This is a genomic window from Bacteroidales bacterium, assembly GCA_021648725.1.
GTDB lineage: Bacteria > Bacteroidota > Bacteroidia > Bacteroidales > JAADGE01 > JAADGE01.
Window position 1 is genome coordinate 115,209 of the sequence record JAKISF010000003.1, and the last position, 16,502, is coordinate 131,710.

Below are 16,502 nucleotides of genomic sequence, written 5' to 3' on the forward strand. Positions count from 1 at the left end.
TTGAAGACATTTTAAAGTAATTCGGGGTCATACTTAAGTGTTTTCATAACCATGTCTTTATATGTTCTTCCTATGGGAAGTTCGGTATTATTAATATTTATAATTCGAGAATTGAATGACTTAACTTTAGCAACAGAAACCACGAATGACTTATGAATTCGAATAAATTCATGGTCTTTGAGTTTTTCTTCAATTTTACTTATGGGAAGTTTTGTCATTACTGACTTTTCAAGTGTGTGAACTTTGATATACTCCCTAAAACTTTCGAGATACAAAATTTCATCTAAAAATATTTTATGTATTGTTTTGTCTTCATTAAAATATACAAACTGTTTTCCCGTTTTACCGCCTTCATCAAATATCTGTATTTCTAATCCTTTTTGCTGTTTGTAATATTTATTAATTGCTTTGTAAAACCGGTCGAAAGAAACGGGTTTCAAAAGATAATCAACAATATCATATTCATATCCTTTTAAGGCATAATCACGATATGCGGTAATAATAATAACTTTCGGTTGTTGCTTTAAAGATTTAAGGAAATCGAAGCCTGATACTTTCGGCATTTCAATATCCAAAAAAATCAAATCAACATTTTTTTCGCGAAGTATTTTATCTGTTTCGATAGCATTACTGCATTCTGCAACAATTTCAATATCTTTAAAACTTTGCAGATGGTTTTTTATTACTTTTATTGCTAACGGTTCATCATCTACTATTATACACTTTGTTTTCATTATTAATCTTTTTTCAAAGTTAATGAAATTTAAATTAATATTGAAAAAAAATGACAATTAGTTGAACAGACCTAACGCTCTGTTTAACATCACGTTCAAGTTATTCGTAGAATTATGAGATTATTGCCTAATTTTTATTCAACAGTTACTGATTTAGCCAAATTTCTGGGTTGGTCAACATTGCAACCTCTCATTACCGCAATATGATAAGACAAAAGTTGTAAAGGGACAACAGTAAGCAAGGCAGAAATTGCTTCGTGAGATTTAGGAACTTCAATAACATGGTCTGCCATACCTCTTATAACTTTATCCCCTTCTGTTACAACGGCAATTACTTTTCCGTTTCGAGCTTTCACTTCTTGAATATTACTTACAATTTTATCATAAGAATTATCTTGGGTTGCAATTACAACAACCGGCATATTTTCATCTATTAAAGCAATTGGTCCGTGTTTCATTTCCGCAGCAGGATAGCCTTCGGCATGAATGTAAGAAATTTCTTTAAGTTTTAAAGCTCCTTCAAGTGCAACAGGAAATAAGAAACCTCTTCCCAAGTATAAAAAGTTGCTTGCATCTTTATATAATTCTGCAATTTCTTTAATTAACTTATCCGATTTTAAGATTTCCTCAACTTTACCGGGAACATCTGTAAGCTCTTTTATCAGCTCTAAATTTTCTGTTTCGGAAAGACTGTTGTTTGCTTTCCCCAAAATCATAGCCATCATTGTAAGAACAGTTACTTGTGCAGTAAATGCTTTTGTAGAAGCAACTCCTATTTCCGGTCCGGCATGAGTATATACTCCTGCATGAGTTTCTCTCGGAATACTGGAACCAACCACATTACATATACCCAATACAGTTGCTCCTGCTTCTTTTGCAATATTTATTGCAGCTAATGTGTCAGCAGTTTCTCCGCTCTGACTTATTGCAATAACAACATCCTCTTCAAAAATTATCGGTTTTCTGTATCTGAACTCTGAACCGTATTCAACTTCAACAGGTATTCTTGCAAAGGTTTCAAACAAATATTCAGCAACTAATCCTGCGTGCCATGAAGTTCCGCAAGCAATAATAATTATTCTTTTTGCTTTTTCAAGCTTCGGCATAACTTCGTGCAACCCTCCCAGCCTTATTTCTGAGAAATCTGCTGCTACGCGTCCTCTGAATGTATCAAGAATAGATTTCGGTTGTTCAAATATTTCTTTAAGCATAAAATGCTCATATCCGTTTTTTTCAATTGAACCTATATCCATTGTTAATTTTTGAATTAAGGGTTCAAGCTTATCATTATCAATAGTTTTTAGAGTCAGTTCATTTTTTTTAATTACAGCAACATTATCATTGTTTAAATAAATAACGCTGTCTGTATATTCAATAATAGGTGTTGCATCTGATGCAATAAAATATTCACCGTCTCCTATTCCTATAACCAAAGGGCTGCCCTTTCTGGCTGCAATTAGTTTATCCGGTTCATCTTTTGCAATAATTACAATGCCGTATGCTCCTATAACTTTTGATAGGGCAAGTCTTACGGCTTGTTCGGCATCAATACTTCCTTTTGCTTTTATATATATATATTCTATTAGGTTTGCTAAAACTTCTGTATCTGTCTTGCTGACAAAGCTGTAACCCCTGTCTTCAAGTCTTCTTTTTATCCGAGAATAATTTTCAATAATTCCGTTATGAATAACTGTAAATTTTCCGTTTTGAGAAGTATGCGGATGTGCATTCGCATCATTAGGTTCACCGTGGGTTGCCCAGCGAGTATGCCCTATACCTATTGTTCCTGTTGCATCATTGTCTTGAACCATATCAACAAGATCCTGAACTTTACCTTTTTTCTTATAAATCTTTGTAGAACTCCCGACAATTGCAACTCCTGCAGAATCGTAACCTCTGTATTCTAATCTTTTTAAACCGTTAATTAATATTGGGTAAGCATCTCTATCTCCGATATAACCGACAATTCCGCACATAGTTTTTAGTTAAATTAATAAAGAGATTTTTAAAGTTTGGAAAAAGTAATGTATAGTTTCATCCTGTCTGAATGATTTCCGGTTGTTATAACAGAACGTTCAAAGTTAGAACTTCCGGAGTAGGCAAAAAGTAATAATCCGTTGTTTTCAATTTTCCCGTCTAATATATCTCTAATATATCCTCCTATTTCAAAACTGTAAGAGTTTTCATTTACAGCTACACCTATATACCCACCGGTTGCAGATGTATATTCCGGCAATAAATAATATTCATTCTCAGGATCGTATCCCGCCAACATCATATCTTTTATTACAGGATAATCCGGCTCGCTTGTTAATGAAGAAGGTGCGGTATTAATTACAAGTTGTGCTCGGTAAATTGCTATATCTCCTAATTCATTCAATTGTTCAATAAAGGGAAATATAATCTTTGTTCTTAAACCGCCCATTGCTTGAACATAGGCAACAGAATCTTGCAAAGAAGTTTCATCTCCTATTTGACTATAAAAACTTGTAGTGCTATAATCATGCTCAAACATATTAAATCTTACATTTGAACTTAAATCAGCAGAAACAATAAATGTGTCTTTTACTGCCCCAAGGCTTGAATAAACAGTTATAACAGACTCTTCCCTTAAATCAATTTTTAAAATTGTTCCGTCATTATCCTGAATTTCAGAAGTAACATATATTCCTTTTAAAAAACTCTTAAAATCATCATTTGTAGAAATATCGTCAGGCACAGATTGAAACTCATCAGCAAAAGCTTGGGTTAATTCAATATCAATTGTACGATTTATTGTGTCAAGGTTTACAGCTTTTTGTCCTATTATTGTTCCGTCTAAGAAATCAACAGGGTCATAATCAGCAAAGTATGTTGAATCTTCATAAATAATAACCGGTATTCTGTACAATTTAATATTATGTACTCCGGAAATGTTTCCGTAATAAGGTGTAACGGTATCTAATGTTAATGTCAAAACAACTTTATCTATTGAATAACTTGAAGTGTACTTCGGGTCATCAACCAATCCGTATTGACAAACAAAGCCGGCTTTAGTATAACCGAAAACAGGATCTATATACTCCCCGAAAAGAAGTTTGCCAACATTATTTGTTGACATTGAATCCATTAAGAGAGTATATACTTCTATTGAAGTAGTATCAATAATATTTATATCAAGAATGTCATCTTCGGGTAAAACATCAATCCCGATATCTGTTTTTGTTTCACATGATGTAACAGACAAAAAAATTCCTGCTACAATAAAATATATGATTTTTTTCATTATTTGCTTTTAAAAGATATTGTGTATTTCAAACGAATATTAAACGTAAAAATAATTTATCCGGTATGTATAGAAAAGATTTAACTTAATATGGAGTTATAAAAATCATTATAAGCATTCAAGTATTCATCTTTGTTGTGGTAATTTAAGAAATCTTTCTTTGAAGATTTAACATATTTTGATAAATTACCGTCAATCTCTTCGTTTCCTTGAATAACAGCATCTGAATAATCTATTGCCATTTTTTGAAGATTTAAATAATTTGCCGGTGATAACTTTTTAATATCAGATTGTTTAATACCGTCATACTCTAATTTCTTTTTAACAGAACTGCTGAGGGTACCTTCAAATGCATCATTATAAATTGAATAAATTACTTTTGAGTTTTCAAAAAGAGGATCGTCTTTATATGATTTCTTTATGAATAAGGGTACAAGTGCCGACATCCATCCGTGACAATGAATAATATCGGGAGTCCATCTTAACTTTTTAATAATCTCAATCGCACCTCTTCCGAAAAAAATCATTCGTTCATCATTATCCTCAAACAACTTTCCTTCATCATCCGTAAGAATTGCCTTTCTTTTGAAAAACTCTTCATTGTCAATAAAATAAACTTGCATCCTTGCTTGTTGAATCGAAGTTACTTTGATTATTAAAAAATGATCTGTATCATCAATTATTACATTCATTCCTGATAACCGGATAACTTCGTGCAACTGGTTTCTTCTTTCGTTAATTGTTCCGAAACGAGGCATAAATACTCTTACTTCCTTTCCTTTTTCTTGAATTCCTTGTGGCAAATATCTGCTGATATATGACATTTCTGTCTCGGGTAAGAAAGGCATTATCTCCTGAGAAATATATAGAATTTTTTTATTTTCCATAAAAAAACAACACTTGGGGTTTGTATAATTCTGCAAATATACAATAATTCCTGTTTTTTATCAATACTAATTATAAAAACCTATTTTTTTTCTTATTATTGCAAAATACAATAAGTATCAAACAAATAGATAATTCTTATGTTCAAAGCAAGAACTGTAAAGGAGTTAAACAAAGTACTCAAAGAACTGAAAAGCAATGAAAAACAAATCGGTTTTGTTCCTACAATGGGTGCATTACACCACGGACATCTTTCTCTTATAAAATGTTCAAAAGAAAATAATGATATTACAATAGCCAGCATATTTGTTAATCCGACTCAGTTTAACAATAAAAATGATTTAAAAAAATATCCGAGAGAGGAGCAACAAGACATTATAAAATTAGAACAAGCGGGATGCGATATTGTTTTTATTCCTTCGACAGAAGAAATGTATCCCGGTAAAAAAGAAAAAAAATATGACTTTAACGGCTTAGATAAGGTTATGGAAGGAAAATACAGAGAAGGACATTTTAACGGTGTAGCGCAAATTGTTTCTAAACTTTTTAAAATTGTTAAACCTGACAATTCATATTTCGGACAAAAAGATTTCCAACAAGTTGCAATAATAAACTATTTAAACGAAAATTATTTGCAACATTTAAATATCAATGTAATATCTTGCAATATTATAAGGGAAGAAGACGGTTTAGCCATGAGCTCCAGAAACAAACTTTTAAGTCCTGACCACAGAAATGCAGCACCTCTAATCCAAAATGTTCTGTTAAAGTATAAAAAGCAACATCAAAAACACTCAGTAAGTGAATTAGTGAGGCTTATTGAGGAGGAGATAAACAGCAACACCCTTTTAAAAGTTGAATATATTGATATTGTTGATAATAAAACATTGAAAACTGTAAATAAAATTAAAGAAGGCGAAACAACAGCGTGCATTGCAGTATTTGCAGGAGAAGTTCGTTTAATTGACAATATATCTTTTTGATACACAAATATTATTATGAGAAATAAATTAAAAATAATAAACGACCCCGTTTACGGCTTTATCAATATTCCGTCTGAATTAATTTTTGACATTATCCAACATCCTTATTTCCAAAGATTAAAGAGGCTTAAACAGTTGGGTTTATCATATTATGTTTATCCCGGGGCAACCCACACCAGATTTGAACATGTATTAGGGGTTATGCACCTAATAAGCATTGCATTAAGAGAACTTGAAAAAAAAGGACAAAATATTTCGGAAGAAGAAAAAGAAGCTGTTCTTATTGCAGGGTTGATGCACGATATCGGTCACGGCCCTTTTTCTCATACACTTGAAGGCTCTTTTATTAAAGGAGTAAACCACGAAAAGTTAACTCTCCTTTTTATGGAAGAAATAAACAAGCAACTAAAAAATAAATTATCTCTCGGTATAAAAGTATTTAAGAATGAATATAAAAAGAAATTTCTTCACAGTTTAATAGCAAGCCAGCTTGACATGGACAGATTAGACTATTTAAAAAGAGACAGTTTTTATTCCGGAGTTACAGAAGGTGTAATAGGTTCTGACAGAATTATTAAAATGTTAAAAGTGGTTAATGATGAACTTGCTGTTGAAGAAAAAGGAATATATTCGGTTGAGCAATTTATTGTTGCTCGAAGAATAATGTACTGGCAAGTGTATCTTCATAAAACAGTAATTGCTGCGGAAGAAATGCTGAAAAGAGCAATAATAAAAGCAAAGCAAGAATATTATAAAAAAGGAGTATTTACTACACCTGCTTTAGAGTACTTTTTCAAAACAGACTTTTCAAACATAAATAATGATTCGGGTAAAATGTCCGCAACTCTAAATAATTTTGCTATGCTTGACGATTCAGACATAATTGTTTCTTTAAAAGGATGGATAAATCATACGGATACAACATTGTCAATATTGAGCAAAGGAGTTATAAACAGAGATTTGTTCGAAATTGAAATCAGTTATAAAAAATTCGGTTCTGATAAAATTAAACGAATAAAAGAAAAAATTAAGTCAAAATACAATGTAAAAGATGAAGATACAGATTTCTTAGTATTCACAGACATTATAAAAAACAAAGCATACAGCACTGAAAATGATGTACAAATTAACATCTTATTAAATTCAGGGGAAATTTCGGATATTGCAAAAGCCTCTGACCTGTCAAATATAAATGCCTTATCAAAAACTGTTGAAAAATATTACTTGTGTTATCCGAAAGATTTAATCTGAGAATTTCAATATGTTATCAAAAAAAGAAGGTAAAATCTTAAAATTTGTTAAAAAATATTAAATTTGTAAAAAAATAGAAATGGAGTTTTCAGCTGAACAAATAGCCAATTTATTAAAAGGCAAGGTTGTAGGACAACCCGGCATTAAAGTAAACAACATTTCAAAAATTGAAGAAGGAAAAAAAGGATCTCTGGCATTTTTAGCAAATCCAAAATACACACCTTATATTTATACAACAAAAGCATCAATTGTACTTGTAAATAAAGATTTTAATCCTGAAAAAGAAGTTAAAACAACAATGATATTCGTAGATAACGCCTATGAAGCATTTGCTTCATTATTAGAAGTTTATCAAAATTACAAAACCAATAAGTCCGGAATTTCGAAAAGTGCTGAAATCGAAAAAAGTGCTGAAATCGGCAAAGATGTCTATTTAGGAGCAAACATTTACATAGGCAAAAATTCAATTATCGGCAATAACACAAAAATTTATCCCAATTCTTATATAGGAGATAATGTTATCATAGGAAGCAATACTATAATCTTTGCAGGAACAAATATATATTCCGAAAGCGTAATAGGAAACAATTGTACATTTCATTCAGGTACAGTTATCGGTAGTGACGGTTTCGGGTTTGCCCCTCAAACAGAAACAGAATTTAAAAAAGTTCCTCAAATAGGGAATGTTATTATTGAAGATAATGTTGAGATAGGTGCAAATACTACCATAGACAGAGCTACAATCGGATCTACAATAATAAGAAAAGGAGTGAAGCTGGATAATTTAGTTCAAATTGCTCACAATGTAGAAATCGGGAAAAACACAGTAATCGCCTCACAAACAGGAGTTTCGGGATCAACGAAAATCGGAAAAAATTGCATGATCGGCGGACAAGTCGGATTTGCCGGACACTTGGTTATAGGAAATAATGTTAAAATAGGAGCTCAATCCGGTGTTCACAAAAACATTAAAGACGGAGCAATTATGCAGGGAACACCTGTTTTAGCTTACAGAAACTGGTACAAAGCAGCAGCAATCATAAAACAATTACCCGAATTAAAACAGCAAGTAGATAAAAACACCAAAAATTTGAATAAGTAAGAAGAAGAAAATGTCAGAAAAACAAAGAACTATAATAAGAGAAATCAGCTTAAAAGGTACCGGACTACATACCGGAAAAGATGTTACTATTACATTTAAACCTGCTCCCGAAAACACGGGATATATTTTCAGAAGAGTAGATTTAGAAAATAAGCCCGAAATTAAAGCTTTGGTTGATTATGTTGTTGAAACTTCAAGAAGTACGGTATTACAATATAACGGTGCTTCGGTTGCAACCGTTGAACATGTGCTGTCTGCCGTTTACGGAATAGGAATTGATAATATTTTTATTGAAATTGACGGTCCCGAGATGCCTATTCTTGACGGAAGCTCAATTATGTATGTAAATGTTTTAAAGGAAGTTGGTTTAAAAGAGCAAAATGCCGAACGAAAATACTTTGAACTTGACGAATCTATTTCATTAATTGATGAAGTAAAAGACAGCAAAATTCATGCTTATCCTGCCGAAGAATTGAGCCTTAATGTTATGATTGACTATAACTCTACAGTGCTCGGCAACCAATATGCTTGCTTAAGTTCTTTATCTGATTATAAAACTGAAATAGCACCTTGTAAAACTTTTGTTTTTTTAAAAGAACTTGAAATATTATTAAAAAATAATCAAATAAAAGGCGGTGATTTAACAAATGCATTAGTAATTGTAGATAAAGAATTTACACAAAAAGAATTTGACAGAATTGCTGATTTATTTCACAAAGACCATCAGGTTTATAACGGACGAGGGGTTTTAAATGAAAAAGATATGGTTTTTTCTAATGATCCCGCACGTCATAAACTTTTAGATTTATTAGGCGATATGGCTCTTGCCGGAATGCCGATAAAAGGAAAAATAATTGCCTCAAAACCCGGACATTTTTCAAACATTCAATTTGTAAAAAAGATAAGAGAGCAAATTAAAAAAAATCAAAAAAAGAATAAAATTCCGAAATATAATCCTGACAATAAACCTGTTTATGACATTAATGGAATTAAAAATATTCTGCCGCACAGACCTCCGTTTTTATTAGTCGATAAAATAATTGAACTGACAGGAGATTATATTGTAGGTGTTAAGAATGTTACAATGAACGAACCTTTTTTCTCAGGTCATTTTCCCGACGAACCTGTAATGCCGGGCGTTTTAATTGTAGAAGCAATGGCACAAACAGGAGGAATATTAGTTTTAAACTCAGTAGATGACCCTGAAAACTATTTAACATATTTCATGAAAATTGACAAGGTTAGGTTTAAAAAGAAAGTTGTTCCCGGAGATACCCTAATTTTTAAATTAGAACTGATTTCCCCGATGCGACGAGGAATTGCAAATATGAAAGCTCAAGCGTTTGTAGGAGAAAATTTAGTAACCGAAGGAGAATTAATGGCACAAATAGTAAAAACTAAATAAAAAATAAATCATATACTTGCGAAATTAAAAAAAAACAAATGATAAGTCCTTTAGCAAATATTCATCCGAATGCAAAAATTGCAGAAAGTACAAACATTGAAGCTTTTGTTACAATAAAAGAAGATGTTGTAATAGGAGAAAGGACTCATATTCAGGCAAATGCCGTTATTATGGACGGTGCACGAATAGGTAGTGATGTAGTAATTTTCCCCGGTGCCGTTATTTCGGCAATACCGCAAGATTTAAAGTATGCAGGCGAAAAAACATTAGTTGAAATAGGTAACGGAACGATTATAAGAGAATTTGTAACCGTAAATAAAGGAACTGCTGCAAAAATGAAAACCGTTATCGGTCAAAAATGCTTAATAATGGCATATTCTCATGTTGCACATGATTGTGTTTTAGGAGATAATATAATTTTGGCAAATGGTGTTCAATTAGCCGGAGAAGTTGAAGTTGATGATTTTGCAATTCTCGGAGGAGGAACATTAGTACATCAATTTACCAGAATAGGAGAACACGTTATGACCCAAGGCGGATTATTATTAGGTAAAGATATTCCGCCTTATGTTAAAGCAGCACGAGAACCTGCGTCATTTGCCGGCTTAAATTCTATCGGTTTGAGAAGACGAGGATTCTCAGGCGAGGTAATCAACTCAATTCAAGACATATACAGAATTATATTCAACAGCGGTCTTAACTATAAAGATGCTATTAAAAAGCTTGAAACAGATATTAAAGATTCAGAAGAAAAAACTTTGATATTAGGCTTTATAAAAAAATCTAAGCGAGGTTTAATTACGGGATACTCCTAAGAACCTATTATTATATTTATAAAAAAAGGCAACTTTTCGTTGCCTTTCCTGACTTCGCACACTAAGCACCACGTAAAAAACATAAACACCTGACAATTAGCCGATTATATTTTTTATTTTAACTTATCGGGGTGTAGTGCCTAATTTTATTTATATTTGGTGGTTTGAAAATAATGATTATCTTTGCAACATGTTTGTAAGAAGAAAAACAAGTAAAAATTCGCCTAAAATTGCGATTCAATTAGTTGAAAATATAAGGGACGGCAAAAAGGTTAAACAGAAGATTATCAGGCATTTCGGCACTGCATTGGACGAGCGGGAGGCAAAAATATTAACGCAGCTTGCACTCGTTTATAAAGACAGGCTGCAATCGCAATCATCTCAGATACAGTTGTTTGAGAAAAGCATTTTTGATACGATAGAAAAAATAGTTGAGAGTTCTCAAGCAAAACAGCCCGAAAGATTGGATGTTAATTTACGAAATATTGTAGAAGAAAAAAGAATAACAACCGGAATTCATCAAGTATTTGGGAAAATATTTGATAATGTCGGGTTTATGGAAGTACTGAAAACGCCTTCAAATAAAAAATCATCCGTTCGTTTATTGAAAAATATTGTCATAGGACGCATTGCAGAACCGGCAAGCAAACGCTCAACAGCAAGATTATTATCAGAAGAATATGGAGTAAAAACACAGCTCACTTCTATTTACAGAATGATGGATTTTATTGATGATAAGGCAATTGAAAAGATTCAGCACAAAACATATTCTTACACAAAACAATTAAAAGGCGAAGAGTTAGATGTTGTTTTTTATGATTGCACCGGTCTTTATTTTGAAAGTTTTCAGCAAGACGGACTGATGCAAAATGGTTACAGCAAAGACGGCAAATTTAATCAAGCACAAATTATTCTTTCAATTTTGGTAACAAAACAAGGCTTACCGGTCGGTTATCAGGTGTATTCGGGCAATACCTTTGAGGGCAACACATTGGAAGATGCCGTTAATTTGATAAAAGAAAAGTATAAAATAAATGAAGTCATATTTGTTGCAGATTCGGGTCTTATCAGTCATAAAAACATTCAAGAGCTTCATACTAATGATGTTTCGTTTATTATGGGTGCAAGGATAAAAAACCAAAACAGAAAAATTACAACACAAATTCTTGATAAATCAGATTATAAATTAATAAATAATAAGCAACATGAAACAGGACTTAAATTTAAGCAAATATCAATAAATGAGAATTTTACGATGACAGTAACATACAGTCCGAAACGTGCCGAAAAAGATAAATATGACAGGGAGGCAGCTATTGAAAAATTAAAACAGAAATTAAAAAAATCAAAAAATCCCAAGGGTTTACTGAGTAATTTTGGATATAAAAAATTTCTGAAAGTAGAAGGTAATGCCAATTTAGAAATAGATGAGCAGAAATTGGAAGATGCCCAAAAATGGGACGGACTGAAAGGTATTGTAAGCAATACTAAAAATTTAAGTCCTTTGCAACAAATCACGCATTATGCGGGACTTTGGCAAGTCGAAGAAACATTTAGAATAAGCAAACATGATGTAAAAATGCGTCCTATTTATCATTGGACAGACAAGCGAATAAAGGCACATATTGCCATTTGTTTTATGGCTTTATCTTGCATGCGATTTGCTGAGTATGAGGTTGCTGCAAGATATAAGAAAATTAGTCCGTCAGAAATAAGAAGACAACTTAAACAGGTTCAAACATCAATATTAAAAGACAAATCAACTAACAAATTATATGCCCTGCCTTCAAAAATTCAGGAAGATGCTTACAAAATTTTACGGCTTTATGACATAAAACACATCACAACACCCTACGAAATAATATAGCAAATGTAGTGCCTAATAAAAATGGTACTGCTATGAGAACCAGCGGTTTGGTTTAAAAAATGTGCGAAGTCAGGATATTTATAAAAAAAGGCAACTTTTCGTTGCCTTTTTTTATAAACTCATTTCCGGAATATCACCTTCAACTATTAACCTGCCTTCTGTTGCATTCTTAATATCTTCAACACTTACGCCGGGAGCTCTTTCTAACAATTTAAATCCGCCGCCGACAACAACCTCAAGCAAAGCTAAATCCGTTACAATTTTTTTAACACAAGAAACTCCTGTTAAAGGCAATGTACAGGCTTTTTTCAACTTTGAATTTCCGTTTCTGTCAGTATGTGTGGTTGCAACAATAATATTTTTTGCCGAAGCAACTAAATCCATTGCCCCTCCCATTCCTTTTACTAATTTTCCGGGTATTTTCCAGCTTGCAATATCTCCGGTTTCAGATACTTCAAAGGCTCCTAAAACAGTTAAATCTATGTGTCCGCCTCTTATCATTGCAAAACTTGTTGCTGAATCAAAAAATGAAGAACCTTGCATTGCGGTTACAGTTTGTTTTCCGGCATTTATTAAATCAGCATCTGCTTTTCCTTTTTCAGGAAAAGCACCGATACCCAACAAACCGTTTTCCGATTGCAAAATCACGTCAATTCCTTGCGGAATATAATTTGCAACCAATGTCGGAATTCCTATTCCGAGGTTTACATAATAACCGTCTTTTAATTCTTGTGCTATTCGTTTTGCTATTCCGTTTTTATCTAATGCCATAATATTTTTATAAAGTTGTTTCAAATTCAATTCGTTTTTCATAATCTGTCCCTTGAAAAATTCTTTGAACGAAAATTCCGGATGTATGTATTTCATTCGGATTTAACTCGCCGACAGGAACTAATTCTTCAACTTCGGCAATTGTAATCCTTCCTGCGGTTGCCATCATATTATTAAAATTATTTGCTGTGTTATTATAAATCAGATTTCCGGCAGAATCACCGTATTTTGCTTTTACTATTGCAAAATCAGCAGTCAATCCGAACTCTAATAAATGCATTTTCCCGTTAAATTCTCGAACTTCCTTTCCTTCGGCTACTTCAGTTCCGTAACCTGCCGGAACATAAAATGCAGGGATACCGGCACCCCCTGCTCTTATTCTTTCAGCTAAAGTTCCTTGCGGAACAAGGTCAACTTCCAGTTCTCCGCTTAAAAATTGCCTCTCAAATTCTTTATTCTCTCCCACATAAGATGCAATCATTTTTTTCAACTGTTTATCTCTTAACAAAACACCTAAACCGAAATCATCCACGCCTGCATTATTAGAAATACACGTCAGATTTTTTATCTTAACTCGTGCAAGTTCTTTTAAAACATTTTCAGGTATTCCGCAAAGACCAAATCCTCCGAGCATTATTGTCATACCGTTTTTTATTCCGGTTATTGCTTCTTCTGCATTTTTTACAACTTTATTCATTTTTTTATACATTAAAAAGTTTCTGAATCATTATGTCCTTCAAAAAAAGCATTTTCGCCTTCCCTTTCTTGCATATATTCTCCGCAATCAAGAATAACACCGTCATATAACGCAGGTTCTTTAAAAGGTTCTTTAGAAATACCAAGTTTTTCATTATTATATACTTGTTGCATATATAAAGCCCATATAGGCAAAGCCATATTTGCTCCCTGCCCGTCTGCCGAACTCAAAAACCTGATACTTCTTTCTTCTCCTCCTACCCATACTCCGGTAACTAAATTCGGAACAATTCCGATAAACCAGCCGTCAGAATTATCATTTGTAGTCCCTGTTTTTCCGGCAATCTCATTTGTAAAGCCGTATCGATATCTTAATCTTACACTTGTTCCTATATCAACAACTCCTCTCATTAAATCAATCATTCTGTATGCTGTATTAGGGTTTAATGCTTCCCTGCTTTTTGCTTTAAACCTGGCAATTACATTTCCGTTTTTATCCTCAATACGCGTAACAAAAATAGGTTCAACATGAATTCCTCCATTTGGGTAAGTATCGTAAGCACCTACCATTTCAGCTAATCTTAAATCTGCAGAGCCGACACACAAAGACGGAACTTCCGGCAACCAAGACTTTATACCTGTTTTATGTGCAATTTCCGAAATTCTTTTGGGTCCGTATTTTTTCATAACCCAAGCCGAAATTTGATTTAACGATAACGCTAATCCTGTTTTTAATGAGATCATTTTTCCGTCTAACTTCTCATTTGAAGAGAATTTCGGAGTCCATGTAGGAGGGTCTTGTCCTTCCGGCAAATCTATTGTTATAGGAACATTCGGCACTAAATGACAAGGAGATAATTTATCTTCCATTGCAATAGAATAAACAAAAGGTTTAAACGTAGAACCTACCTGTCTTCGAGATAATGAAACATTATCAAACCTAAAATAATCATAATTAACATCTCCCACATAGGCTCTTACATAACCCGTTTGGGGTTCAAGAGACATTAGTCCTGCATGCAAAAAGAATTTATAGTATTTTATTGAATCCATAGGAGACATAATCGTATCAACTACTCCTTTCCAAGAAAATACTTTCATTTCAACAGGTATATTAAAAATAGAGTCTATTGTTGCAGAGTCTTTTTTTAAATCATATTTTAAATGTTTATACCTGTCTGTTCTTTTTTTAGAAATTTCATATATTTCTTTAATTTTTTTATCCGTTATTTTCCATGAAAAAGGTGCTTTTTTTCTCCCTTTATGCCTTTTATAAAATAAAGGTTGCAAATATCCCCCGATATGCTCTTTAACAGCTTCTTCCGCATATCTTTGCATATCATAATTAATTGTTGTATAAATCTTTAATCCGTCTTTATATATGTTGTAATTTTTTCCGTCAGGCTTTGTGTTTTTATTGCACCAACCGTATAACTGATTGTCTGCCCATTCTGTCGAATCTTCAAGGTATTTGATATACCTTGGTTCATATACGAGCATATCCTTTTTATATTTTTTATATTCGGAATCATTCCATTTCATCTTTTTCGGTTTCTTAGGCTTTTCGGGAGCAACAGGTTCTTTCTTATACATCAGCATTCTTATATACTCTCTGAAATGCCTTGCAATTCCCTTTGTATGTGATTGAACACTATAGTCCAACTTTATAGGCAATGCTCGTAAAGAATCATAATATTCTTTTGATTTAGGAATATAACCGTGAAGATCTTTCAACTTATCTTGATATTTTTCTATTTGAGCAAGAACAGTATTTCTTCTGCCTAATGACCGCTTCGGATTAATTCTGGGGCTGTATCTGGTCGGAGCCTTCAAAAGACCGATTAAAACTGCGGCTTCTTCAAGCTTTAATGAATCCGGTGTTGTATTAAAAAAAGTTCTTGCGGCAGATTTAATTCCGAATGCATTACTTCCGAAATCAACAGTGTTAAGATACATTACCATTATCTCTTGCTTTGTGTAATTACGTTCAAGTCTGACAGCTGTTACCCATTCTTTAAATTTTGTAACAACCTGGTCAGCCTTTCCGGGAAGACCTGTATTATATTCCGAAGAATCTCTTCGCATATTATATAAATTCTTTGCCAATTGTTGAGTTATGGTACTGCCTCCGCCTGCAAGATTTAAGGTCAACACACCTTTTAAAACACGCCCCAAAGCTCTTGCATCAACACCGGAATGACTGTAAAAACGCACATCTTCTGTTGCAATAAGTGCATTTAACACATTCGGGGAAACCTCTTTAAAATCAACAATAGTTCTGTTTTCTTTAAAGAACTTTCCTAATAACACTTGATCTGATGAATATATTTCAGTAGCCAAATTTGTTTTCGGATTTTCTAACTCTTCAAATCCGGGGAGTTTACCGAACACTTCCATATTTACTAAAACAAAAACAATAGTAATTAGTAAAACCGGACTTATTATAAGAATCCAAAATATTCTTTTATATTTTTTATATTTGTTTATATTTTCCATGTATTTTGCTTCAAAATAGATTAAGCAAAGGCTTAACAGACAAAAATTATTAAATCAGTTTTTTTATTTTAAATTGCAAAATTAATAAAAAAATATGAATTGAAATTTTAATCCGAATTATTTAAAGTAAACTCCGACATTTCTCACATTTCACATATAACAAAAAAATTCAATTGTTTATTTTATCATAAAAAATTTGACCGTCGTTTTTTATTTATATTAATTTGCAAAT

General features: G+C 32.6%; 13 protein-coding genes. 6 read left to right on the top strand and 7 right to left on the bottom strand.

All coding sequences use genetic code 11. From position 1 onward, the window contains the following. Positions 1-11: 11 nt before the first annotated feature. The 4 genes from L3J35_02190 to L3J35_02205 all read right to left on the bottom strand — a co-directional run bounded on the left by L3J35_02190 (position 12) and on the right by L3J35_02205 (position 4,886). The gene (locus tag L3J35_02190) at positions 12-734 is read right to left on the bottom strand and encodes a LytTR family DNA-binding domain-containing protein (protein MCF6364988.1); all 723 of its coding nucleotides are present in this window, start codon (positions 732-734) and stop codon (positions 12-14) included. Positions 735-868: 134 nt separating this feature from the next. Continuing rightward, complete coding sequence (gene glmS / locus L3J35_02195) at positions 869-2,710, bottom strand: glutamine--fructose-6-phosphate transaminase (isomerizing) (protein ID MCF6364989.1); 1,842 nt, start codon at positions 2,708-2,710, stop codon at positions 869-871. 29 nt (positions 2,711-2,739) lie between these two features. Continuing rightward, positions 2,740-3,999, bottom strand: a complete 1,260-nt coding sequence (locus L3J35_02200) for a DUF4270 domain-containing protein (protein ID MCF6364990.1) — start codon at positions 3,997-3,999, stop codon at positions 2,740-2,742. Positions 4,000-4,079: 80 nt separating this feature from the next. Continuing rightward, entirely contained in the window at positions 4,080-4,886 is an 807-nt protein-coding gene (locus L3J35_02205; protein MCF6364991.1) for a glycogen/starch synthase, read from the bottom strand. Between the two features lie 138 nt (positions 4,887-5,024). On the opposite strand from L3J35_02205, the gene panC reads away from it, so the two are divergent. From panC to L3J35_02235, 6 genes are all read left to right on the top strand, one after another. Further along, positions 5,025-5,867, top strand: a complete 843-nt coding sequence (gene panC, locus L3J35_02210; GenBank protein ID MCF6364992.1) for a pantoate--beta-alanine ligase — start codon at positions 5,025-5,027, stop codon at positions 5,865-5,867. 15 nt (positions 5,868-5,882) lie between these two features. Continuing rightward, on the top strand, positions 5,883-7,118 hold the full coding sequence (locus L3J35_02215) for an HD domain-containing protein (protein MCF6364993.1): 1,236 nt from the start codon (positions 5,883-5,885) through the stop codon (positions 7,116-7,118). 79 nt (positions 7,119-7,197) lie between these two features. Next, positions 7,198-8,220 (top strand): UDP-3-O-(3-hydroxymyristoyl)glucosamine N-acyltransferase, encoded by a 1,023-nt coding sequence (lpxD, locus tag L3J35_02220; GenBank protein MCF6364994.1) that lies wholly within the window; start codon positions 7,198-7,200, stop codon positions 8,218-8,220. A gap of 10 nt (positions 8,221-8,230) precedes the next feature. Continuing rightward, positions 8,231-9,625 (top strand): bifunctional UDP-3-O-[3-hydroxymyristoyl] N-acetylglucosamine deacetylase/3-hydroxyacyl-ACP dehydratase, encoded by a 1,395-nt coding sequence (locus L3J35_02225; protein ID MCF6364995.1) that lies wholly within the window; start codon positions 8,231-8,233, stop codon positions 9,623-9,625. Positions 9,626-9,663: 38 nt separating this feature from the next. Next, positions 9,664-10,440: an acyl-ACP--UDP-N-acetylglucosamine O-acyltransferase gene (gene lpxA, locus L3J35_02230; protein ID MCF6364996.1), complete on the top strand. Its 777-nt coding sequence runs from the start codon at positions 9,664-9,666 to the stop codon at positions 10,438-10,440. Positions 10,441-10,576: 136 nt separating this feature from the next. After that, on the top strand, positions 10,577-12,307 hold the full coding sequence (locus L3J35_02235; protein ID MCF6364997.1) for an IS1634 family transposase: 1,731 nt from the start codon (positions 10,577-10,579) through the stop codon (positions 12,305-12,307). A 111-nt stretch (positions 12,308-12,418) separates the two neighbouring features. On the opposite strand, the gene L3J35_02240 is transcribed toward L3J35_02235, so the two are convergent. From L3J35_02240 to L3J35_02250, 3 genes are read right to left on the bottom strand one after another with little or no spacing between them, the layout of a single operon-like run. Continuing rightward, a complete protein-coding gene (locus tag L3J35_02240; protein ID MCF6364998.1) occupies positions 12,419-13,078 on the bottom strand; it encodes a 3-oxoacid CoA-transferase subunit B in 660 nt (219 codons plus the stop codon). A 7-nt stretch (positions 13,079-13,085) separates the two neighbouring features. Continuing rightward, positions 13,086-13,775 carry a CoA transferase subunit A gene (locus tag L3J35_02245; protein ID MCF6364999.1) on the bottom strand — a complete coding sequence of 230 codons (690 nt, stop codon included), beginning with the start codon at positions 13,773-13,775 and terminating at the stop codon, positions 13,086-13,088. An 11-nt stretch (positions 13,776-13,786) separates the two neighbouring features. Then, on the bottom strand, positions 13,787-16,270 hold the full coding sequence (locus tag L3J35_02250; protein MCF6365000.1) for a transglycosylase domain-containing protein: 2,484 nt from the start codon (positions 16,268-16,270) through the stop codon (positions 13,787-13,789). Positions 16,271-16,502: the final 232 nt, after the last annotated feature.